At 58.0% G+C, this 21,995-nt stretch carries 17 protein-coding genes and 1 tRNA gene; 13 read left to right on the forward strand and 5 right to left on the reverse strand.

Features of this window, described 5'->3' with window-relative positions; all coding sequences use genetic code 11:
- The first annotated feature begins 16 nt into the window (after positions 1 to 16).
- From GC165_06830 to GC165_06880, 11 genes are all read left to right on the forward strand, one after another.
- Entirely contained in the window at positions 17 to 310 is a 294-nt protein-coding gene (locus GC165_06830; protein MBI1332578.1) for a LysM domain-containing protein, read from the forward strand.
- The gene (locus GC165_06835; GenBank protein ID MBI1332579.1) at positions 303 to 1,430 is read left to right on the forward strand and encodes a hypothetical protein; all 1,128 of its coding nucleotides are present in this window, start codon (positions 303 to 305) and stop codon (positions 1,428 to 1,430) included. Before GC165_06830 ends, GC165_06835 begins: the two co-directional genes overlap by 8 nt.
- 4 nt (positions 1,431 to 1,434) lie before the next feature.
- Positions 1,435 to 1,938 (forward strand): baseplate assembly protein, encoded by a 504-nt coding sequence (locus GC165_06840; protein ID MBI1332580.1) that lies wholly within the window; start codon positions 1,435 to 1,437, stop codon positions 1,936 to 1,938.
- Positions 1,938 to 2,261 carry a hypothetical protein gene (locus tag GC165_06845; GenBank protein ID MBI1332581.1) on the forward strand — a complete coding sequence of 108 codons (324 nt, stop codon included), beginning with the start codon at positions 1,938 to 1,940 and terminating at the stop codon, positions 2,259 to 2,261. The genes GC165_06840 and GC165_06845 overlap by 1 nt, the downstream gene beginning before the upstream one ends.
- Positions 2,258 to 2,623, forward strand: a complete 366-nt coding sequence (locus tag GC165_06850; GenBank protein ID MBI1332582.1) for a hypothetical protein — start codon at positions 2,258 to 2,260, stop codon at positions 2,621 to 2,623. Before GC165_06845 ends, GC165_06850 begins: the two co-directional genes overlap by 4 nt.
- A gap of 2 nt (positions 2,624 to 2,625) precedes the next feature.
- Complete coding sequence (locus GC165_06855; GenBank protein ID MBI1332583.1) at positions 2,626 to 4,995, forward strand: putative baseplate assembly protein; 2,370 nt, start codon at positions 2,626 to 2,628, stop codon at positions 4,993 to 4,995.
- Complete coding sequence (locus GC165_06860; GenBank protein ID MBI1332584.1) at positions 4,995 to 7,589, forward strand: putative baseplate assembly protein; 2,595 nt, start codon at positions 4,995 to 4,997, stop codon at positions 7,587 to 7,589. The genes GC165_06855 and GC165_06860 overlap by 1 nt, the downstream gene beginning before the upstream one ends.
- Positions 7,579 to 9,690, forward strand: a complete 2,112-nt coding sequence (locus tag GC165_06865; GenBank protein MBI1332585.1) for a hypothetical protein — start codon at positions 7,579 to 7,581, stop codon at positions 9,688 to 9,690. The genes GC165_06860 and GC165_06865 overlap by 11 nt, the downstream gene beginning before the upstream one ends.
- 15 nt (positions 9,691 to 9,705) lie before the next feature.
- Entirely contained in the window at positions 9,706 to 12,897 is a 3,192-nt protein-coding gene (locus GC165_06870; protein ID MBI1332586.1) for a hypothetical protein, read from the forward strand.
- 222 nt (positions 12,898 to 13,119) lie between these two features.
- Positions 13,120 to 14,106 carry a hypothetical protein gene (locus tag GC165_06875; GenBank protein ID MBI1332587.1) on the forward strand — a complete coding sequence of 329 codons (987 nt, stop codon included), beginning with the start codon at positions 13,120 to 13,122 and terminating at the stop codon, positions 14,104 to 14,106.
- 11 nt (positions 14,107 to 14,117) lie between these two features.
- Positions 14,118 to 14,963, forward strand: coding sequence for a hypothetical protein (locus GC165_06880; protein MBI1332588.1), 846 nt, complete (start codon positions 14,118 to 14,120; stop codon positions 14,961 to 14,963).
- Positions 14,964 to 15,059: 96 nt separating this feature from the next.
- Here GC165_06880 and GC165_06885 read toward each other — a convergent pair whose 3' ends face one another.
- Positions 15,060 to 15,734 carry a helix-turn-helix domain-containing protein gene (locus GC165_06885; protein ID MBI1332589.1) on the reverse strand — a complete coding sequence of 225 codons (675 nt, stop codon included), beginning with the start codon at positions 15,732 to 15,734 and terminating at the stop codon, positions 15,060 to 15,062.
- Positions 15,735 to 15,811: 77 nt separating this feature from the next.
- Here GC165_06885 and GC165_06890 point away from each other — a divergent pair, with 77 nt between their 5' ends.
- Positions 15,812 to 17,197: a serine hydrolase gene (locus tag GC165_06890; GenBank protein ID MBI1332590.1), complete on the forward strand. Its 1,386-nt coding sequence runs from the start codon at positions 15,812 to 15,814 to the stop codon at positions 17,195 to 17,197.
- Positions 17,198 to 17,239: 42 nt separating this feature from the next.
- Here GC165_06890 and GC165_06895 read toward each other — a convergent pair whose 3' ends face one another.
- The 4 genes from GC165_06895 to GC165_06910 all read right to left on the reverse strand — a co-directional run bounded on the left by GC165_06895 (position 17,240) and on the right by GC165_06910 (position 21,427).
- On the reverse strand, positions 17,240 to 17,944 hold the full coding sequence (locus tag GC165_06895) for a hypothetical protein (GenBank protein MBI1332591.1): 705 nt from the start codon (positions 17,942 to 17,944) through the stop codon (positions 17,240 to 17,242).
- 389 nt (positions 17,945 to 18,333) lie between these two features.
- Positions 18,334 to 20,292 carry a hypothetical protein gene (locus tag GC165_06900; protein ID MBI1332592.1) on the reverse strand — a complete coding sequence of 653 codons (1,959 nt, stop codon included), beginning with the start codon at positions 20,290 to 20,292 and terminating at the stop codon, positions 18,334 to 18,336.
- 45 nt (positions 20,293 to 20,337) lie between these two features.
- Positions 20,338 to 21,144 carry a helix-turn-helix domain-containing protein gene (locus GC165_06905; protein ID MBI1332593.1) on the reverse strand — a complete coding sequence of 269 codons (807 nt, stop codon included), beginning with the start codon at positions 21,142 to 21,144 and terminating at the stop codon, positions 20,338 to 20,340.
- A gap of 209 nt (positions 21,145 to 21,353) precedes the next feature.
- Positions 21,354 to 21,427: transfer RNA gene (locus GC165_06910), tRNA-Gln, on the reverse strand.
- A gap of 28 nt (positions 21,428 to 21,455) precedes the next feature.
- Between GC165_06910 and GC165_06915 the strand changes: the two genes are divergently transcribed.
- Positions 21,456 to 21,995 (forward strand): AAA family ATPase, encoded by a 540-nt coding sequence (locus GC165_06915; GenBank protein ID MBI1332594.1) that lies wholly within the window; start codon positions 21,456 to 21,458, stop codon positions 21,993 to 21,995.

The following is a 21,995-nucleotide window of genomic DNA, read 5'->3' on the forward strand; positions in this document are numbered from 1 at the left end:
CTCCAATAGCCGCTATCTGAACACGCCGATCCTCACGACGACGTTGCCCGATGGTCGGCAGGTGAACTACGTGGACCGACGGTTCATTTCTGGGCCCGAAAAGTTCTCGGCCATCGGCTATTACGTCGTGGAACAGGGCGACCGGCCCGATCTGCTGGCCAACGACGTGTACGGCGATCCCGAATTGTTCTGGCAACTCGCCGATGCGAACACGGTCGTATTCCCAACCGAACTGACCGAAGTTGTGGGCTCACGCGTGCGCATCACCCTGCCCGAAGGGGTCGAAACGGCGGAGGACTCGGATGCTTAAGGGGCTGAATCTGTCTCTGCTGATCGGTCCGCTGGTGCCGTTACCGGTGCCAAAGAATGTGGTGGACGCCCTTGTGAGCGCGCAGGTGACGGTGAGCGCCACCGACCGGTCGGGATTCCAGCTTCAATTCCACTTTAGCAAGAAGTCGACGATTTCGAGTGCGATGATTCCGGCGGGCTACTTCGATCCTGGCAATCGGGTTATCCTCGTGGCGACCGTCAACGGTCTACCGACGGTGCTGTCGGACGGCATCATCACCCGGCAAGACGTGGTGCCGAGCAACGTTCCGGGGGGATCGACGGTCACGGTGACCGGCGAGGACATCAGCCTGCTCATGGCTTTGGTCGATTTGACCGGCTTGCTGGACTATCCGGCGATGCCTTCTACCGCCATCGCCGCCCTGGCTCTGGCCAAGTACGCGGCCATCGGTATCATTCCCGCTATCATCCCCGACCCGTTCGTGGATATCAAGCTTCCGACGACGGGCTACATCACGCACAAGGGTACCGACTTCGACTTCATCAAGAAGCTGGCGACGGATAGCGGCTACGTGTTCTACACCGAACCTGGGCCGGTGCCGGGGACCAACATCGCCTACTGGGGGCCGGAGGTTCGATTCGGACCGATTCAGAAGGCGCTGAACATCAACATGGATGCCGAGACGAACGTCGAATCCCTCAGCTTCAACTTCGACGGCCTGCTCGGCACCAATCAGATCGCGCTGATCCAAGAGCCGCACACCGGCATTCCGATTCCGGTCCCGATTCCTAGCCTATCGATCCTCGCGCCGCCTTTGGCCGCGCGTCCGGCCACCAAGCTCAAGGTCAGCTTTGTGCGAGACGTCGCCAATTTGTCGATCCAGGGCGCGATGAAAAAAGCGCTGAAGATCGACAAGGAAAGTTCGGACGCCGTGCAAGGTTCGGGCACCTTGGACGTTTTGCGCTACGGCTCGATCCTCAAGGCGCGAAGCCTTGTCGGGGTGCGTGGAGCGGGCACGGCTTACGACGGGCTGTATTACGTCAAGAGCGTCACTCACAACTTGAAGCCTGGGGAGTTCAAACAGCAGTTCTCTCTCGTGCGAAACGGACTCATTTCCATCACCCCGGCGGTACCGGCATAGAACTATGGCAGAAACATTCTTTGGCAAATATCGAGGACTCGTTCTCAACAATATCGACCCGGAAAACCGAGGGCGAATCCAAGTGCAGGTGCCGGATGTAAAGAGCCTCCTGCCTACGACCTTCGCGGAACCGTGCTTCCCGTTTACGGGCATCCAGAGCGGCATGTTCGTAGTACCAATGATCGGCGCGAGTGTGTGGGTCGAGTTCGAGCACGGCGATCCCGACTACCCGATTTGGACCGGCGGCTGGTTCCCGACCGCCGCCGATGTGCCTGCCTTGGCGCTGACGCCGCCAGGTGTGCAGGGATTCTGCATCAATACCGTGCTCCAAAACACGCTGCTTATCAGCGACGTGCCCGGAGCGGGCGGCATCATGCTCAAAACTACGACCGGGGCCATGATCAAAATGGACGACACCGGCATCATCATTCAGAACGGCAAGGGGGCAATCATTACCATGAACGGCCCCACCGTCACGGTCAATGCGGGCGCGCTGGTGGTGACCTAATGCCGGGAGGAATCGTCACCGTCGCGTCTACGATCATGTGCCCCCACGGCGGCACTGTCACGGACATTCCGACCTCCACGCGGGTGCTGGTGGCGGGTACGCCGCCGATCCTGCTGACCGACCAAGGGTTGGTCGCCGGATGTCCATTCAACACCGGCAGTCCGTCGCCCTGCATCAAGGTTCAGTGGATGGTTGGCGCAACGCGAGTGCTGATCGAAGGGCGTCCGCCGCTGGTTCAATCGTCAACCGGGCTTTGCATCGGCCCTGCGCCGCAAGGCCCTCCGGTAATCGTAGCGGTGCAGCCGCGGGTGATCGCACAATGACTTTCGAAAACGTCGCCTATCCATTCCAGCCTGGCTCGCAGGGGCGGTCCGAAACGGCCGAATACAATGACCACGTCAGCCAGATGATCGAACAGGTTTTGTTCACCGCTCCAGGCGAGCGATTGAACCGCCCGACGTTCGGATGCGGCATTCGGCAGGCGTTATTCGGGCCACTCGGCGATGTGCAGGCGGCGGCCACCCAAATGCTTATCCAGTCGTCGCTACAGCAGTGGCTGAGTCAGCAGATCGAAGTGCGGTCGGTTGAAGTTATTGCCGAGGATTCCACGCTGACGATCTCGATTTCCTACGTCGTTCGCCGTACCGGCGAACCTGACCAACGAACCTACAAGCTGGGAGATTAGCTATGAGTACGAGCGCGGTTTATTATTGTGGGAAGGATCGGAGAAGGGAAGCCGTCCGCGCTGCCGGAACGCTCAACGGCATCGATTTTCTCGAGGTCGATGCCAACCAGACGGTGCTCACCGTCAACTGCCTTCTGCCGATCCCTGCCTCCGTCACCAGCGCCAATTTCACCATTGCCGGTGGCGAGAAGGTCAAAGGCTTCACTCTGTCTCAGGTCAGCGTGAGCGGAAACCAGATCGTCTTGGGTGTCGATCGACCGGGCGACTTCTCCATCTACACGCTTCAGCTTCGTGACGGCTTGGGCTTCCCGGCCGGGTTCGATCCTCAATTGTGCGATCTGGAATTCAGCTTTAAGGTCAACTGCGTTTCGCCTTTCGACTGCTTGACGACCACGGAGTGCTCGCACGAGAGCGAGATCGAACCGACGATCGACTACCTGGCGAAAGACTTCCAGTCGTTCCGGCGCCTGCTCATCGAGCGGCTGACCCTGCTGATGCCGGGATGGAAACAGCATAGCTTGGCCGACCAGCAGACGGTGGTGCTGGAAATGCTCGCGGTGATCGGCGACTACCTCAGCTATGCGCAGGATTCCATTGCCACTGAGGCCTACCTTGACCGCGCGCGCAAGCGAACATCGGTGAAAAAGCACGCGCGCCTGCTGGATTACTTCATGCACGAGGGGTGCAATGCCCGCACGCCGGTCTGCATCGAAGTAATGGCGGGCTCGACCGCTGACGGTCAGCCATTGCCCGCCCACACCAAGGTTCTCACTGCCGCGAACGGCGTCGGGCCGCAACTGACGGCCATCGATTATGCTGGCATCGACAATCTGGAGACGGTGGTCTTCGAGACGATGCACGAGGTCAAACTCTCGTCGGCTAAGAACAAGATTAGCTTCCACACCTGGAGCGACTTTGATTGCTGTCTGCCCGTGGGCGCGACGAGCGCGACTTTGGTGAAGAGCGCGGGTTTGACACTCAGCGCGGGTGACCTGTTGATGTTGTACGAGCAGATCAACCCGTATTCCGACGACTGGCGCGATCAGCGAAAAGACCACCGGCACTTGGTTCGACTCACCAAGGTCACCGACAGCAAGGACCTGTTCGAGAACATCGACGTGCTGGAGATCGAGTGGAGCAAGGAAGACGCGTTGCCTTTTTCGCTGTGCCTCAGCATTACGGTGGATGAGAAGGCGATCTCCGACGTGTCGGTTGCATGCGGCAATGTCGCCTTGGCCGACCACGGTAAGACCGCACTCGTTCCCGAATCGCTGATTCCCGCGACGCCGGTCGTCGGCGAGGTGTATCGCCCCACGATCCTCTCGTCGGACATCACCTTCCTGACGGCTTTTGATCCAAGCGCCGCCCTCAAGCTTTCGGCGACCTCGGCGTTGACCCAAGACTCGGCTTCGGCGTCGCCGAGCATCGCGCTGACGTCGTCGGCGGGTGTTTGGGAACCCAAGAACGACCTGATCGCTTCGGGGGCGTTCGATCGCCAGTTTGTGCTGGAGGTGGAGGACGACCGAACAGTGACATTCCGATTCGGGGACGGGGTTTTTGGCAAGGAGCCCACCAGTAGCGATACCTTCACCGCGACGTTCCGAACCGGCTCGGGCGTGGATGGCAACGTCGGCGCGGACGTGTTGTGCCGCGTGGTGTTCGACCCCCTCGGTATCGTCAAGGTTTGGAATCCGCTCCCCGGCATGGGTGGCACCGCGCCTGAGGACACCCGTGACGTTAAGCGTTTTGCGCCGGATGCCTTCAAGGTGCAGATGCGGGCAGTCACCGAAACCGACTATGCCGACATCACTTTGCGGTATCCCGGTGTGCAGGGCGCGTCGGCCGATCTGCGCTGGACCGGCAGTTGGTACACCGCGTTCATCGCGGTGGATCGGGAGGGCGGGTTGCCCGTGCGGTCCGATGCCAAGTTCCTCAAGGACCTGCTGGCGTTCTTGGACGACTACCGAATGGCGGGCGTCGATCTGGAGATTCGCGATCCGATCCGCGTCGCGCTGTGGATCGAGATGAGCGTGTGCATCAAGGACGGCTACTTCCGCACGAATGTGGACAAGAGCCTGCGCCGAGCCTTCAGCAGTCAAGTGCTCAGCGACGGAAGCTTGGGCTACTTCCACCCCGACAATTTCACCTTCGGACAGGACGTTTTCTCGGGTCCGATCATCGCCAAGGCGATGTCGGTGGACGGCGTGGACCACGTACGGCTGACCAAGCTCCAGCGGTGGGGACAGGCCCCAGCCAACGAGATCGCTCAGGGTCGGCTCTCGATCGGCAAGAGCGAGATCGCGCAGCTCACCGGCGACGTGAATTTCCCGGAGCGGGGGCGCATCGACTTTATCTATGAGGGAGGCATCTGATGATTGAGAAACCATGCGACTGTTGCGCCGACGGATCGGGTACGACCTCGACGCTCTCGAACCTGCCTGGCCTTACCCAGATCACGTACCGCATCGGCACTCACAACTCCTTCAAGACCAACATGCTGTACGACATGTCGCGCCAGAGGCCACTGGATGGGCTGACCACGCGCGACGACACGGACTTTGCCGTAGCGATGGCCGATGCGTGGGCTTCGGTGCTCGATGTGCTGACCTTTTACCAAGAGCGGTACGCCAACGAGCACTACCTGCGCACGGCCACCCAAACCCTGTCGGTGTACGAACTGGGCAAAGAGGTTGGCTACAAGCTGGCCCCCGCCACTGCGGCCAAAACCTACTTGGCGTTCACGGTAGACAACGCCAATGGTGCCCCCACCACCGTATCGGTGGACGAAGGTGTGAAGGTGCAGAGCGTGCCAGGCCAGGATGAATTGCCGCAGATCTTCGAGACGCTGGAATCCGTGGAGGCGAATGTCGCCTGGAACGAGTTTCAGGTTCAACGATACGAGGCTCAGACGACGTTTAGCGGGCAGACATCGGCATGGTTCGATGGCGACTCGGTGACGTGCAAAGTCGGTGACAATCTGCTCTTCCAGTCCGGCTCGTCCGTGCAGATCGTCCGCATCCTTTCCCTGACCATTGACAGTACGCTCCGTCAAACCCAGATCACGTGGGACCAGGGACTAAGCGTTTTCAACAGTCCGCACATCGGCGTGTTGGGCCGGGTGTGCTCGTTGTTTGGCTACAACGCGGCGGATTGGAACACGCTGGGTACGGCGCTGCAAACGACTTACCCGCATTCTGGCTGGGCCGACCAGAACATCACCACGAATGTGGTGAACCTGGATGCGCAGTACACCGACGTCCTGCCGACCGCGCGCATCGTCTTCCGCAAGAGTTCGGGCGTTGTGGTGCGCACCATCAATTCGGTAAGTGAGGTCTCGCTATCCAAGTTCCTCATCAGCGGCAAGAGCACCCAGGTGACGCTGAGTTCGTCGCTGACGGCCAGCGATGCGGTGACGCCGATGTCGGTGTCGGTGCTGGTCGAAACAGCGACGCTGACCCTGGGCAAAACCGCCATCACCACGCCCCTGACCGGCGACCTCATCGAGGTCGAAGAGGAACAAGATCGACCTGAGGTCGGACGAACGGTCGTCATTGTGGGCAAGGCTTCGCGTATCGCGCCAGTGAATGCCGTGACTGTACCGGCCACTTCGCGCACGCTGGAGACCGTCATCGCAGCGGGAAACTCGCTCCGCGTCGATACCGTCGCCGATGGCGGCGGGGGCAAGCTGGCGTTTACGGTGTTCCAGGATGACGGCACGACCCTCACCCTGCCTGCGCTTTCGACCTCGCAGTTTGCCTATCAATCGCCGCTCGACACCGACCCGACAGTGGGCGAAGCGGTGACCATCGCCGCCGATCAAACGGCAGCTTCGACCTCGCCACTTCAGTTCTCCATTGATCAAACCTTGACGACGCCCTTTGATCGGGCCAGCACCAAGGTTTACGGAAACGCGGTTCTTGCCAGCCACGGCGAATCGAAGGTCGAGACGCTCGGCAGTGGCAATGGGGCCAAGACGTTCCAGTCGTTCACCCTTCGCGGCGGACCGGTGACGTACCTAGCCGCCGCCACCGAGAGTGGGTACGAAACCACGCTGAGCGTTCGGGTGGACGGCTTGCTTTGGTCGCAGGTGGACCAGTTCACGGACGCCGAGCCGACGGACCGCGTGTACGACGCCCGGCAGGATTCCAAGCAAGCCACGACCATCGATTTTGGCGACGGAAAGCATGGCTCGCGACTCCCAACTGGCATCGAAAACGTAGTGGCGTACTACCGCCAAGGCGCGGGGGTGGCGGGCAACGTCCGGGCTGGCCAGCTTTCGCTGATGCAGACACGGCCGCTAGGCATGAAGTCGGTGGTTAACCCGCTAGCAGCCAGCGGCGGATCGGACGCTGAAGACATCGCGGATGCCCAGCAGACCATCCCGTCCACCATCTTGACCTTGGGCCGGATCGTCTCGTTGCAGGACTTCCAAGACTTTGCGTTCCGCTTCCCAAGCGTGTACAAAGCGCTCGTTCAGGACGTGTGGCTTGGGCAGATACCGACGGTTTTCTTGTCTGTATTGGGAGCCGACGGGTCGTCGGTGGACCTGGATACGCTTCGGGGCAGTATCGACTCGGTGCGCGATATCCATACGCCGCTGACGATCATGAATGGCGAAGTCTACGCCTTCCGGGTAACGCTTCAGGTTTTGGCCAAAGAGGAGTACGACCAGGATACGGTTTTCGAGGCGGTGAAGACCCAACTCACGTCCGACTTTGGGTTCGACAAGATGCAGTTTGGACTGTCGGTAAGCGCCTCCGAGATATTGAAATCCGTGCAGAGCGTGGCGGGTGTAGAAGCCGCGGTCGTGACCCAACTGGCGCGGATCAGTGACCCGACCACCACGCCCATCGACCCGTTGCCCGCCGACTTTGCCAAGGTTGATAGCGGAGTATTACGACCGGCCTCGATGCTGGTGGTGGACGAAGACCAAATTACGATCGAGGAGTTAAGCCGTGAAATATGACGCCGAATCGCTGATGCGCCTTCTGCCGGAGGTCTACTACGAACGGGACGGCGTCGACGGTCCGCTGAAGGCCCTGCTGGGAGTCCTTGCCGGACCGGCTGAGGACCTGAACCAGAACATCCAGCAACTATACGACGACCTCTTCATCGAAACGTGCGAGGAGTGGGTGGTGCCTTACATCGGCGACCTGCTCGGGGTTCGCGGCCTGCATACCGTGACGTCATCGACCAGTTCCATGCGGGCGTGGGTGGCGAACACCCTCGGCTATCGACGTCGAAAAGGGACGCTCTCGGTCCTGCGCCGCCTTTCGCGCGACGTCACCGGCTACGGTGCGGCGGCGGTCGAGATGTTCGAACAGCTCGAATGGACTCAGCACCTCGACCATATCCGCGACCAGGCGCACTGGATCGACCTGCGCGACCCTGATCCGCTGGAGTTGCTGGATACCTCGCTGGGTCGCGCCTGCCACACCGTCGAGGTCCGCAATATCGAAGTCGAGCGCGGCAAATACAACGTGCCGAACATCGCCATCGGGCTGTGGCGGCTGAACTCATACCCGCTGACCCAGGTTCGGGCGGCGAACGGTCCGAACCCGGGCGAATACTTCATGGATCCGCTTGGACGAGACATTCCGATGTTTAACTTCCCCGAGCCGGACGAATCGAACGAGGGTCCTACCACCGAGATTTCGGTGCCGACCGCGCTTCGCCGCTATCCGGTGCACACCGACATCGAAAACCTACGCGCGGCGTTGGCGGCGGGTCAGGACTACACCTCGATCTACTTCGATTCGCAACCGGTGTTCGCCGTCGGCGAATTTCAACAGCCGACTGTCACCGCCGATCGAATTCTCATCTGCAACCTGGAGACCTGGCAGAGCATCCCGGCCAGTTACGACATTGGCGTCGATCCCAAGAACGGGCGCATCAAGTACCAAATATCGACTGGCCACCCCAAGCAGATCATGGTGGATTGGAGCTACGGCTTCTCATCCGACATCGGTGGCGGGCCGTACGACCGCGGGGCTGCGGTGGCCGACATGATGCCGGACACGCCAAGTTGGTACCGGGTGGTTTCCACCGACCCGAGCCTGATCGGTCAGCAGGGGCTCAGCACCACGCTGGACCAAGCGGTCGCGGATTGGAATGCCGATACGACTAAGCGCGACGGCCTCATCGTGGTGCTGGACAGCGACACTTACACGCTCACCTCGCCGCTGGCGATCAAGGCGCACGAGGGGACCCACCTACTGATCCTGGCTGCGAAGTGGCCTGCGCCAACGGTGTTGCCCAATGGTCCGCGCGACTACGCGCTGATCTCGGCGACAGACGTCCGGCCCGCGTTGGTCGGCGATATCGAGATCACCGGCACCGCCCCTGGAACCAGTTCGGAGCCGGGTCGAATCGGCATGAGCGGATTCTTGGTCAACGGGCGGGCGACGGTCAAGGGTGGCAACCTGGGCGGCCTCGACATCGAAGACTGCACCTTTGCCGCAGGCTCGATTTCTTTGGCGATCCAATCTGGCGGGGTCAAGAATCGCAATCTAGAACTAGAGGTTCAGCGGGTGGTGAGCAAAGGCATGACAATCACGCCGACCATCGCCGCCGCGACGATTTCCGATTCGATCATCGATGGCGCATTCGCCGCTAGCGATACACCGTGTTCCTTCACCGCCTGCACCTTCATTGGCAAAACCGATGTTCGCACTCTGCAAGCCAGCGACTGTATTTTCGATGGCATGCTGACCTGCGCCCGCACCCAGGAAGGCTGTGTGCGGTACTCCTATTTCCCCAAGGGAAGCACGACCCCGCGCGCCTTCCGGTGTCAACCGGGATACGCGATCGAGACGCATCTGGATATTCCCGAAGCCGACCTCCGCGGCCGCATCGCTCCGACGTACAACTCGGCGACGCTTGGGCATCCGGCCTATCGGCAACTGTCGCTCGGCTGTGCCGACGAGATCATGAGCGGAGGCTCGAACGGGTGCGAAATGGGGGCCTTTAATCGTCAAGTCCAGCAACTCAAGCTGGCCAACCTCGACAGCGCTCTGGCGGAGTACATGCGAGTGGGCATGCACTCGGGGGTGTTCTTTGAAAACTAATCTCACTGGTGGCAAATGAAAAGCGATATTACGCGATCGACATTCGATAAGTCCAAGCGGTACTCCAGCGTGCAGGTCCAGCAGGGCCGCATTACGCTGGACGCGGACTGGAACGAGCACGAGGACATTCGGAAGTACTTCGAGAGGACGGCGATTCAGGATATCGTCGGCCTCGCCGGTACGCCGATCACACCCGCCTTGCCTAACGGCGGCTTTGTGGTCACCGTCTCGGGCAAGAAAATCAGTATCGGCCCGGGCCACTACTACGTGGACGGCATTTTGTGCGAGAACGACGCCCAGGTCCAGTTCGCCAACCAGCCGTTTCTGCCTCTTCCCGGCGATCCGACCACTGGCAAAGCGCTGGTGTATCTGGATGTCTACGAGCAGTTCATCAGCTTTTGGGACGACGCCAACCTGAGCGATGCCGCCCTCGGCGGACGCGAGACCGCTGGTCGCCAACGTATCGTCTGGCGAGCCCGAACGCTGGCCGTTTCCGACCCCAATATCACTTGCGCCGACGCCTTCAAACAGGTCGCCGACCCCTCGACCGGCAAGCTCGCCGCGATCGCCAAAGCCACCACCAACACTGCGGTCTGCGTGCCCAAAGCCGATGCCCAATATCGCCGCCCCGAGAACCAACTCTATCGCGTGGAGGTTCACGTTTCGGGAACTGCGACCACTGCCACATTCAAGTGGTCGCGCGAGAACGGCTCCGTGGTCAGCAAGGCGTCGGTCACCGCCGCTCGCACCGTCACCGTCGTGCAGGTCGGTCGCGACCAGCGGCTGAGCTTTGCCGCTGGCGACTGGATCGAGCTGATCGACCTTCCTCGCGAGACGCGAGGTGAGGCGGGCGATCTGTTCAAGATCAATCAGATTTCCGGCAATGATCTGCAACTGGACCCTGCCGGTTCGGCGATTACCGCTACCTACGATGCGGCGACCTTGAAGGCGCGACGCTGGGAATCGGCCGGCGCGCAGACCATCGCGCAGTGGAAAGGCGCGAACACGGATCAGCCCGTGCCGAGCGGTTCGCCCGGCTTCGGCACGTACGTTCAGCTTGAGGATGGAGTTTGGATTCGCATCGCCGCCGGTCAATATGCGGTTGGCGACTATTGGCTGATCCCCGCCCGCTCCATTTTGGGCGACGTTCTCTGGCCCCTCAATGGCGTCAACGACCCGACGCTGCTGCCCAAATTTGGCACAACTCACCACTACGCGCCGCTGGCGATCGTGGACATCGACGCGAACGCGGTTCTGCGCGACTGCCGCAATCCGTACGCGCCGCTGAACGCAGATATTCAGTTGTTCTACGGCGGCGGTGACGGTCAAGAGGCTCCGCCGATCAAGGGTAATGCGACCGCGCTGACCCTGCCTGAGCCGCTCACCAGCGGCGTGTCGCGCGGGAAGATTCCTATCGCCGGTGCCATGGTGAAGTACTCGGTTGTGCAGGGTTCCGGCACGCTGACCGGCACGAATCCGGCCCCTACGAATTCGAACGGTTTGGCCAGCATTCAATGGACGCTAGACCCGACGACCTACTTCCAAAAAGTGCGGGCTGTATTGTTGGATGCCGATGGAAATGAAACCCATCTGCCCATCGAGTTCACGGCCACCCTCCGCACTGCAGACGAGGTTGCCTATAACCCGCCGGACCAATGCTCGATCCTGAGCGGAGTGACGACGGTCAAGGACGCGCTCGATCGCATGTGCGATATCCACAACGACACGAGTTGCTGTGTGAGCATTGGCAAGCGTGGCGAGTTTGCCACGATGGAGGAAGCGATCAAGGCCCTGCAAGGCAAGGTCAAGACCATTTGCTTCTGCCTGGATGGTGAAACGTACAAGCTGGGCAAGGAAGTCTACGACATGATGGTCGGCAAGGCCGGGTTCGTGGCGGTCGAGATCAGTGGCATTCGTGGCTTGACGACGCTCGTGGCTGAGAAGGTCTTGGGCATCCAAAAGCTGAAATGGCTGAAGGTCAGCGACCTACGGTTCCAGATGTTGGACCTCCCAATGGGCATGGCGATTGGAAGCGTCAATCGATGCGAATTCCTATGGGTCGACTTCGATTATAGTCCCGATAAGATCACGGCCGATTCGATGGCGGTGGTGGTGCAATCTGCAGGGAGGCTGCAGTTCAGCGATTGTCTGTTCTATGGCGCTTCGAGCTTGGGAACAAATCTTGGGGGCCTGTTCACCAAGGATGTGCGAACCGCCCTTGCGGCGGGTGATGCTCCAGCTTTGCAGAAGGCGCTGAAGGCGTCGCTGACGAATAATCCGAACCCTGGAATACTGCAAACAGACGCGGGTTCTGCGCTTCAGAATCTGAGCCTAGAGGACGATAACCTTAGCAAAGCTCTGACTTTGGCGACCACGCCGAACCCCACGGCTGCTCAACTCACCGACCTCAGCAATTCGCTGATTGCACTATCCAAATCGGGCAGTCAGTTCATCAGTTCGGCGATTAGTCAAGGAACGGCACTCGATACCATCGCTGCGCTACCGGTTACTCCGCCCGCAACGACGACGACCGCACCCCCTTCTACGACCATACCGCCGGTCACGAACATCGACCTATCTCGCCTGACGACGGCCGCGAATCTCGGAGCAGCAGCGGCAGCGGCTGGGACGAACCTCACCATCGCGCCGGTGTTCGATGCCAATGCCGAAGCTGCGGCCTCCAAAGCGGCGGCGGTCGTACCCGAGCCGGCTTCGCTAGTGCTGTTGAACAACATCATCGAGGCGCACATCGACAACTGTCAATTCTTCCATCCGGTCATCCTGTACGGATCGAACCCGGCTGGCTTCCCGACGTTCGATCTCGCCGATAAGGCGCGCGACATCCAATGGCAGAACGCGGGTCGGCTTTGGTGCCGAAATAACATCTTCGCCAAGATGTCCGTCTCGGCTACGCCGGGCAATGCCAAGACGCTTGTCGATTGGATTTCGAAGGCGCCGCAGGTGTACTCGGAGATCAAGATGACCGACAACACGTTTAGCGAGCCGGCCAGTTTTGTGGTCGCCCAGCGAGTGACTCTGACCGGCAATTCATTCGTGTTTGGCCGAGTGAACCTCCCCTCGATGTGGGTTTGGGGTGCAACCGCCAGCATCTATGGCTGTCATGCCGAAATCGTATCTGCGATCCGAGTGGCGGCGGGTGTCCGAGCGGGTACGACCAACGATAATCCAAATGTGAATATCTTATAGTCGAATCTAAGACTTAATGTCTGGATATTATCGGGTTACCAATGTGAAATTGAGATTCGCATTGGCATCTCTGTCTAAAACATTTTTGTCGAACGACTAAATGTGGAAAGATAAGCGATTGACTTTTCGTGAATCGTGCAATATGATGGGGCTAATTGAACTTTAGATAGTACTTTTGCCTATCCGATAGTTTGATTATTAATGCCCAAAGGGGCTGGGGAAATGTTTCAAACACCGATTCTTGACGTTGCGGCGGGGTTGCTCTTGTTCTTCCTCGTTCTTTCGCTCGTATGTACCTCGCTGAACGAGTCCATCTCGCGCATGCTTCAGCTTCGCGAAGAGCTTTTGTGGAAAGCGCTTACTAGCCTGTTTCAGAACTCAGAAGACGAGCAGTCGGCCACACTTGCGCGCAACATCTTAGATCATAACTTAGTCGACGCTTTGTCGCCCCCAGGCAAGGACACGAGCTTCATTCCATCCGGCGTATTTTCGATTGCCGTCCTCGACCTAATTGGTCTCAATGCAGCCGATAGTCAGACCGAGATATCGGATCGGTTGGACGCCGCCAAAACGGCGAAGAGTGGCGATCTCGGCGATACGGTATTCGAAACTCTAAAGCCTCTCGCGGTCGCGGCTGGCAAAAGCCTCGATGATTTTCGACAGGGCATTGAGCGCTGGTATGGTGCGACGATGGATCGTGCGACAGCTCTCTACAAGGGGCAAATGCAGGTCGTGACGTTCTGTGTGGCCTTTGCTCTGTGCCTGATGGTCAACGCCGACACCCTGATGCTCGCCAAGGCGCTTTGGACCAACCCCCAAGTGTCGGTCAAACTCGCCGCCGAGGCTCAGACGGTGGCGAAACTTCAGCCGCCGGTTAATGTTTCTGCTTCATCGTCGGCTGCCAACCAACCGTCGTCGGAACTGGTCACGCCTTTGCCGCCTGAGCTTCAGACCGCGAAGTCGAATGTCTTTGGTCTGATCGGGTGGTCCGGTACCTTCCCGTGGCAGACCGGATACGACCATGCGAACGAGCACCGATACCCGGCGACGTGGTGGGAATTTTTTCTGAAGTTGATCGGACTACTCATGACGACCTTTGCGGCTTGTCTTGGTGCGCCGTTCTGGTTCGACGCTCTCAGCAAAGTGATCTCGCTCAAGAACGGGGGAAGTCCTCAGGCCGCTCCTGCGGCGGGCAACCAAAAGGCGTAAGGGACTGACTCATGAAGAAAAACCCAACAACCCCGAAGCCACCCACGAAAACCAAGCGCCAGCATCCGGCGGGAGCCGGATCATGGTCTAAGACGGCCATCGCAGCGAAGACGGCGGTCGTCGTCGCGACCGGCGCGGTCGTCACCGGGCTCGGTGTGGTAGCGCCCGCTAACGGTCCGACTCCCGGCAGCCTCGACACCCTCGCCAACGGGTGTTCCATGACCGGGAACGCCACCCCGAAACAGTGGGAATTCAGTGCGAACATGCTCAAGAATCGATGGGAGATGCCGAGCGCCGACGATAACTTCAATGGCGATGCGACGATCGCCGTCCTCGCGAGCGCACCCAGCGACCCCAAACCGAGCAGCCCTAACTCCGCGCCAGATTCGAAGGTCGGCAAGAACGAACAAGGCAAGGCGGTTACGATCTCGGAAGACCAGACGGCCGAAATCGACGGCTACATCGCCTACGTGAAGCCGGGCGGCGTCGAGTCGTGCAACTGCAAGTCGCAAGACCCGCAGTACATGGACACGCACATCTATGTCTCGCCGAATCTGGAGCACGCGAATCAACACGACAAGCAGTTCTGCGTCATCGTAGAGGTCACGCCGAGGGTGAGGATCGAGCAGGTTCAGAGCGGGCACGATTGGTCGACTTCGACCCTCGTCTCCACGCTCAAGCCGGGCACTCATGTCCACATCTCGGGTTACCTGTTCGACGATCAGGAGCATCGGCCGAACTCGCTGATCGACAGTCCCAACGGGTCGAATATCTGGCGGGCCAGTTGCTGGGAAATCCATCCGGTGACGGATATCCAGATCGTTGGCCCGTCCGCTTCTTCCGGTGGTTCAAAATGATCCCAATAACGACCTTGATCGTTGAGAATGGAACCTATAGCCTAAGCAAGTTGCTTCACGAAAGAATTCGCACTCGCACCGAGGTAAATCGCGAATTTATCGCTGGCGCTTCAGATAGTGCTCCGGAACCGAGCCTTCGACACGAACAGAGAGAATAGCGGGTGGTTTCCGCCCTTCTTGAACGGTGTGCTTTGGTCTAGCCGTATGGCTCTCTTCCGCCCATAGGCAAACAGCATCCCCTGTATTCAGGTACACCTCATCCTTTCCGACGCTCAAAACGACGCTTCCCCTAAGGCAATAGATCAATTCCTGGCCACGAAAGCTTCGGAGGGTACACCGTCCGAACAGCTCGACGATGGACGAGACGATGGTGCCGCCAAACAGTTCGCAGGCGAGAAAGCCGTTGAATCCAAGGCATTTTCCAGACCACCCTAGCTGAAGACGCCGAGCTTCATCGTCTAAATCCGTTGGGCTATGCAAGCTCATTAGATCGGGATCTGTTTCCCACTTTCGCTCTGCCGCGATGGAGACGGCATAAGCATCCTGCGGCCCCGGGAGATCCAGCTTCTGTCGCCCAAGCGTTGTTCCGAGTGCTCTGCAGACCTTCTCCAAGGACTCTTGCCGGACGGGAAGTCCACGCTCAAGCCGTAAATAAGTGTTCTTATCGACCTGAGCAATGTCTGCCACCTTTCGGATCGAGAGCCCTTTCCGACTTCTCAGTAATCCGATACGTAAACCTAGCGATTTCCAGTCAATTTCCGTCAAGTTCATACATTATGTCTGATGTGTATGAAGTCAAGCCGAAGCCAAGCTCAGACCCTATTTCCAACTTGTATTCTCACTAAGTGATGCCGAATCGCGCCCTCGCATGCTCTACTGTCTCCGCAATGTTTCTCCTCAGTTCTGCTGTCCAAGCCGATGCGATCGACCGGTATTTGGCCAAGGAGATGACACGGAACCACATTCCGGGACTGCAGGTCGCGGTGGTCCGGCACGGAAGAATTATAAAGCTCAAAGCCTACGGTAAAGCGAACCTGGAGTGGCAGGTTCCGATGAGGACAGATACCGAGATGCAGATCGCGTCGACGACCAAGACATTTACAGGATCTGCCCTGATGCTTCTTGTCAAGACGGGCAAGCTTTCGCTACAAGATTCGGCAAGGAAGTTCCTGCCCAGTTTGCCAAAGGACTGGGACGCAGTTAAGATCTTCCATCTTGCTGGTCACTCCTCTGGAGTCCCGGAGGCCGAGGGATTGAATACCCAGAGCACGGTCGGAGATGCAGTTGCCAAACTATCCAGGCTTCAGTTGACTCAGGTGCCTGGGGAATCCTCGGGCTACGCTTCGTCCGACTATATCCTACTTGCGGCAATCATCGAGAAGCTGTCTGGAGAGTCTTACCCCCGCTATCTGTCGCGTCATATTTTCGAACCGCTTCGAATGGAAAGCACTCGATTTGACTTTGCAACCGAACTTGGGCCCATAAGAACATCTGAATTGCTTCCCAAGCGGTCGTCGATTTACCGCTGGAACGGCACGTCGCAAACTCCGTTCTCTTTCCTCTATCCGATTCATGCTTACGCGGCGGGCGGACTGTACTCCTCGGCCTCGGACCTGGCAAAGTGGGCGATCGCTCTCGACAAAAGGAAGCTCCTAGATGGTGAAGCCCAACGGACGATGTGGAGTCAGCAGAAGCTCAACAATGGGGACGAAACATCTTGGGGGATAGGGTGGGTGGTCCGCACCTACGAAGGCCGCCGGGTCGCAGGACACAGTGGTGGGCCGGCGCTTTCAGATTTCCTGCGATTTCTCGACGACGACCTTTCGATTGTGGTTCTCCAGAACCAGCAACGGATGTATCCCTACTTGGCCCAAGGCATTGCGGACCTTATTCTGCCCCCTCGACCCAAACGCGCCGACAAGACTCTATCCGAACCCAATCCCCAAATGGGAGCGAAGTACGAAAGGTTTATTAGGGGCCTTGGAGAAGGCAAATTGGACACCGAGTTGTTCGCGGCGAACACGCAGGAGCTCGTCGACGACTCGCGAAACCTCATCATCCCATTCGCGTCCTCACAAGGAAAGATGACTGCCTTGCGATTGGTGAAGAACGAGATCGATGATGGTGGAAGAACGGCGGTTTACGAAGGGACCTACGGTCGAAAAATCATTCTGTGGTTTGTTTCCATCGACAAGCAAGGACTCATTACGAGTATAAATATGTCGACCCCATAGAGCTCGATCGCCTGGGCCCGCTTCCCTTCGGAGGTCAAAGATTTACGGCAAGTTTACGGCCTGTGCAAGTTGCTTTACGTAAGAATTTGGACTTTCTCGAAGGGTCTTCAGTGCGTTGGAAATGTCCTTATCTTTGACCAACTGAGTGTGCCTCGTTGCATCAGCCTTTGTGAGGTCTTTGAAGTCGGAGAAGCGGTCTATGAAGTCGCCGGAAAGCCAAACCAATGCTTCGAGCCGCCGTACTTCGTTATTCCCTAATAGGGCTCGAAGCATTGAGGGTTTGGTTGTGCTCTGGATTTTTGGCCCAACGACATGGTACGAATCGAAGTAATCCATTTTTCGTACCGCTCCCTTGTCATCCTCAATCCTCACGACGGCCGGACGAAGTCCATCGAAGCCAATGTAGATTTTGCGTGGACCATGACCGTTCACGCCTGCGACCATCGTTTGGATCAGCACCGGCTTCGAAATCCAATCGACTTTCGAGTAGGTGGCCCCATTGGCATACATCCGCCACCCGGTATCAAAGTCCGCACGGCGAAGGATCGTTCCGTCTCCGTCAACGATAAAGAGCCAAGCGCGCTCGGCGCTCGGGACCATGCCGTTGTGGGGATTCAAGTAGATGAGGAAGGATTTTTTGGGGGTCGTGGAAAACTTCCAGACGAAGCCGTCTTGATCATTAAAGTCCAAATCCGTGATTCCAATAAAGCCGCCTTTGTCCCTTGCTCGCAGCAAGTGACCATTCACGAACTTCTGAAATTGACTTTTCGATTGACTAGGTAGCTGGCGAAAGCTCTTGCCTGCCCAGGAATCGAGCAATTCGCCGATCTTGGGAGAGCGAACGTGGGTCGGCAAGTTTAGGGCCAATAGATAAGCAACAAGCATAACGCACCTCGTGCAGAGTGAATCCTTGATGTGAATTCTATCACCTTGAGTGAAGGCCAAGGCGATTGACCGGCTTAGCCTGATTTTCCTTCGCTGGACTGTCGCTCGGCTCAAGACTCTCTCCCAAGGCTCGAAAGGAGCTGCCAAAACAGAATTGAGGTGAGATGTGATACATGCCACCTCATTTCGGTTGGTTGCCCATCACGGATGCTTTTCAAAACGCTTTTGACCGTAGCCAGAAGGATGTACGGCTACCAAATGCTTCCCTCTCTGGGAACCGACTGTCGCCCAAACGCACTTGCAAACTCAGGCAAGTAGGTCAAAGGAGCCAAGATTCTGAACCTTGCCGGTGCATGCACATCCGTCTTAAGCCAGCTCCTCGCCGCCTCCGGTCGAGCCACCATTCGCCAGCTTTGGGCATAAGCAATGAAGAACCGTTGGTCACGCGTAAATCCATCCACCGGACCAAGATCCTTTTGGCGCGATGCGATTCGCTTCCAAGTCACATAAGCCAGCTTCAGCCCTCCAATATCCGCGATATCTTCGCTCAGCGTCAGCTTGCCGTCGACGTGAAGACCGTCGAGAATGGTGAAGGCATTGTATTGGTTCACAATAAGCGAGGCTCGTCGATCGAACTCCGCCGCGTCCTTCCCTTTCCACCAAAAAAGATGCGTGAGCTCATGCCCGATGACGGAACCGATCTGGGCAAAATTGATTTCATCCGATGCCGAAGGATCGAAGAATGGAGGCTGCAGAATTCCCGCCGAAAACACAACCTCATTCGCGTCCGGATTGCAGTACGCGTTGATGGTTTGCGGAGAATTCTCCCAATCGATGGTCGAAACCACACGGCCCACCTTCTTCAGCTCGGACCCCTCGTTGAACCGCTTGGCCGCGAGCAGATTGAGCACAAATGATGTATCCGCAAACTTCAGACCCGAGTAGTCTCTCCACTTGTCGGGATAGCCAACCTTGGCCGTGGTCGAACTGAGCTTCTTCAGGGCGTCCCGTTTTGCCGCATCGCTCAGCCAATCACTGCTCCGGATTTGCGCTTTGAGGGTCGTCATGAGCTCCTTGATCATGCCCTTCACCTTCGATCGTGACGACTCTGGAAAATGCCTGACAACGTACTCTCGACCAAGATCCTCGCCAATCTCCGAATCCGCCCACACCACCACCCTTTTCCATCGCGGCATGATTTCATGCCGCCCTAAGAGGACCGATCCGTTGAATCGAAAGTCTTCGTCGGCAAATTCTTTCGATAGGGCCGGGGCGGCCGTTCGCAAGAGTTGCCACCGAAAGTAGCTTCGCCATTTTGCCGCCGGCAGAGTCTCTATCAGGTCGAGAACAGACCTGAGATGACCCAAGTCCTCGACTTGAATCGACGTTTTTCGCGAGATGTGGAGCCTTTCGAAAAGGGCATCCCAATGCCAACCTTTCGAGAGCTTGTTTAGCCCTTCTACGCCGATCGCTTGCGTCGGCTCAGAATCGCTCTTGCCACCGGCCGATATCGCTTTTTCAATCTCGAAGACGTCGTCAGACTCGCTAGTGGCCCGACTTTCAGAGTCGCCGGCGAGCATAAATGTTCGTTTCATATGAGATCGAAACTCATCGCGAATAGATTGAGACCGGTGATCGGCGTCCGAATAATATCCTCGCTCCGGAAGGCTTTGCTGCGAAACGCTAATGGCGAGATCAAGCAGCTTCGGGTTCTTCGAATCGACGGCGGTTTCAAGTTGGATTGGCGCAAAGACGGTTGTGAGCCGGTAGATGTCAGGTAGGCCCTGCCAAATGGACCCTTTATCCAAAGCTTCATCGATGTCCCTGAGCAGAGGCTGGATAGGTGCCACGCCTTCGCGATCAATTCTGGCCTCATCCATGGCCGATCGATAGAAGGTTCCGAGTCTTCCGGTTGTCGAATTGGGAACCGCGGACCTTGCTTGAGAGGCTTCCTCCAGGATCGCTTTCAGCTTGAGTTGGTTTTGCGACTTGACCATCTGGCCCACACTCCAAGCCGCCTGGTCGGCCGGAATCTCGGTCGTATCATTCCACATTCCATTGGCAAACCTATCGAGATCCTCAAACGGGTCGGCCGTTCGATCGAGCCCCTTTAGGTCGATATCGGTCCACAGCCCGGGCGCCGGAGCCTGGGAACGGATCGGCGAAAATGGACCGGTGAGGAGCGCAAAAGCCGTACAGCAAAGAATCATGGCTCATCCATTACGCCTGGGCGTGGGCGCCGGTGTATAGATCGATCAGAACTCACTGGAACGGAACGGACTCTTTCCGCGACGAATATCGCCGGGCGTGGCCCCCGTCAATCGCTTGACAACTCTCCCAAAATGACTTTGGTCGGCAAATCCGGCGCGGATGGCGATCTCCCCCAGCGTGAGGTTCGAATGCAGGAGGTCGTGGGTGGCTCTTTCGACTCGAAGTGCTCGAACATACTCGCCAATCGACTGACGATGCTTTCTCCGGAACCACCGCGCCATCACCACCGGATGTACTCCCAGTTCAAGGGATAAATCCGCGAGGCGGGTGCCCGCTTCTAGGTTCGATTGAAGCCGATCTTCTAGTTTCTTCATCCACGCCGGATAGGCATGCTCAGGTTGATTTGCCCGCAAAACCTCGCCCGTCATTTCCAAAATCAGCCCTTCCAAGATGAGCGGAGAGGCAAAGTCCCAATTCTTCCAAGCCGAATACAGTTTTGAGCCAAGGTGCAGAAGGGGGCCGCTGTTGATGTTTTGGGGCTCCCAAAACAGATTTCTCTGCTTGCAGTCCAGGCGATCGTCGATTTGATCGATAAAACTTGGGGCCAGATCGACTCGCAAATAATGCAATCCGCAGGCGGCAATGTGAGTCCGGTGCGGTTCATCTATTGGTTGGGTCGCGATGGACTGCCTGTGATGCTCGATCGACCGATTTTTCTCAAGCTCGCGGTACATTCCGTTGAGGACGACCTTGAAATACGGCCAGGAATGAGCATGGAGTTCACCCATGACCTCCGAAGGGTAGAGGGCTTCCGTCACAACCACGCTCGGCGTCTCAAAATAGCGCTTCACCGCCGGGTTTTTCGAATTTCGCGCACAAGAAGGTTTCACGGGCCTTACCGGCTCAATTGTATCTTGCTTTCCGAGTTTCCATCTGGTTTCTGAACTTGCTCATTTCCTCCAGGGGGTGTCAATCCCCTTTAGATTCTTACTCGCGGCTCGAAAGGGGTGGTCAAAAACAGAATCGAGGCGAGATGCGATGCATCCCACCTCAATTCCATTGGCTGCCCGACTAGGATTCGAACCTAGACATACTGCACCAAAAACAGTTGTCCTGCCATTAGACGATCGGGCAATGAGTCCTTAGTATACTTCGGCTGATCATGCCGACCGAAAGAGGGCCGATCTATTTCTTGGCTGGTGCGCCCGGCGTCGGCAAGTCCACCGCCGCTCGTCTGCTGGCAGAGCGATTCGACCGTGCCGTCCTCTTCGACATCGACACCTTTCGCAAGCTGGTGGTCAAGGGCCTTTCGGAGCCGAGCGAGAACTGGAACGAGGAGACGACGCTCCAGTTCCACCTCGCCCATGCCGCCGTCGGGAAATCGGCCAAGACCTACGCCGACGCAGGGTTCGCTGTCGTCGCCGAGCAGTGTTCTTCGCTGGAAGACGTCAAAACCTTCCTCGAACACGCCGGTCCGGCGCAGGTGATCTGCCTTCGGGCCGAAATGGAAACCAACCTCACCCGTAACCGAGAGAGGCAGAACAAGAGCTTTGATCCGCTCATGATCGAACACTTTGTGCGCTCACTCGGCGACTCCATGCCCGCCCAATTTCGAGAAGCTGGATACCCGGTCATCGACACCACCAACCTCGCCCCGGAGCAAGTCGTCGCCCAGATTCTGAGCCTTCGCGAAGCGTTTTAG

Source organism: Armatimonadota bacterium, assembly GCA_016125185.1.
Lineage (GTDB): Bacteria > Armatimonadota > Fimbriimonadia > Fimbriimonadales > Fimbriimonadaceae > Fimbriimonas.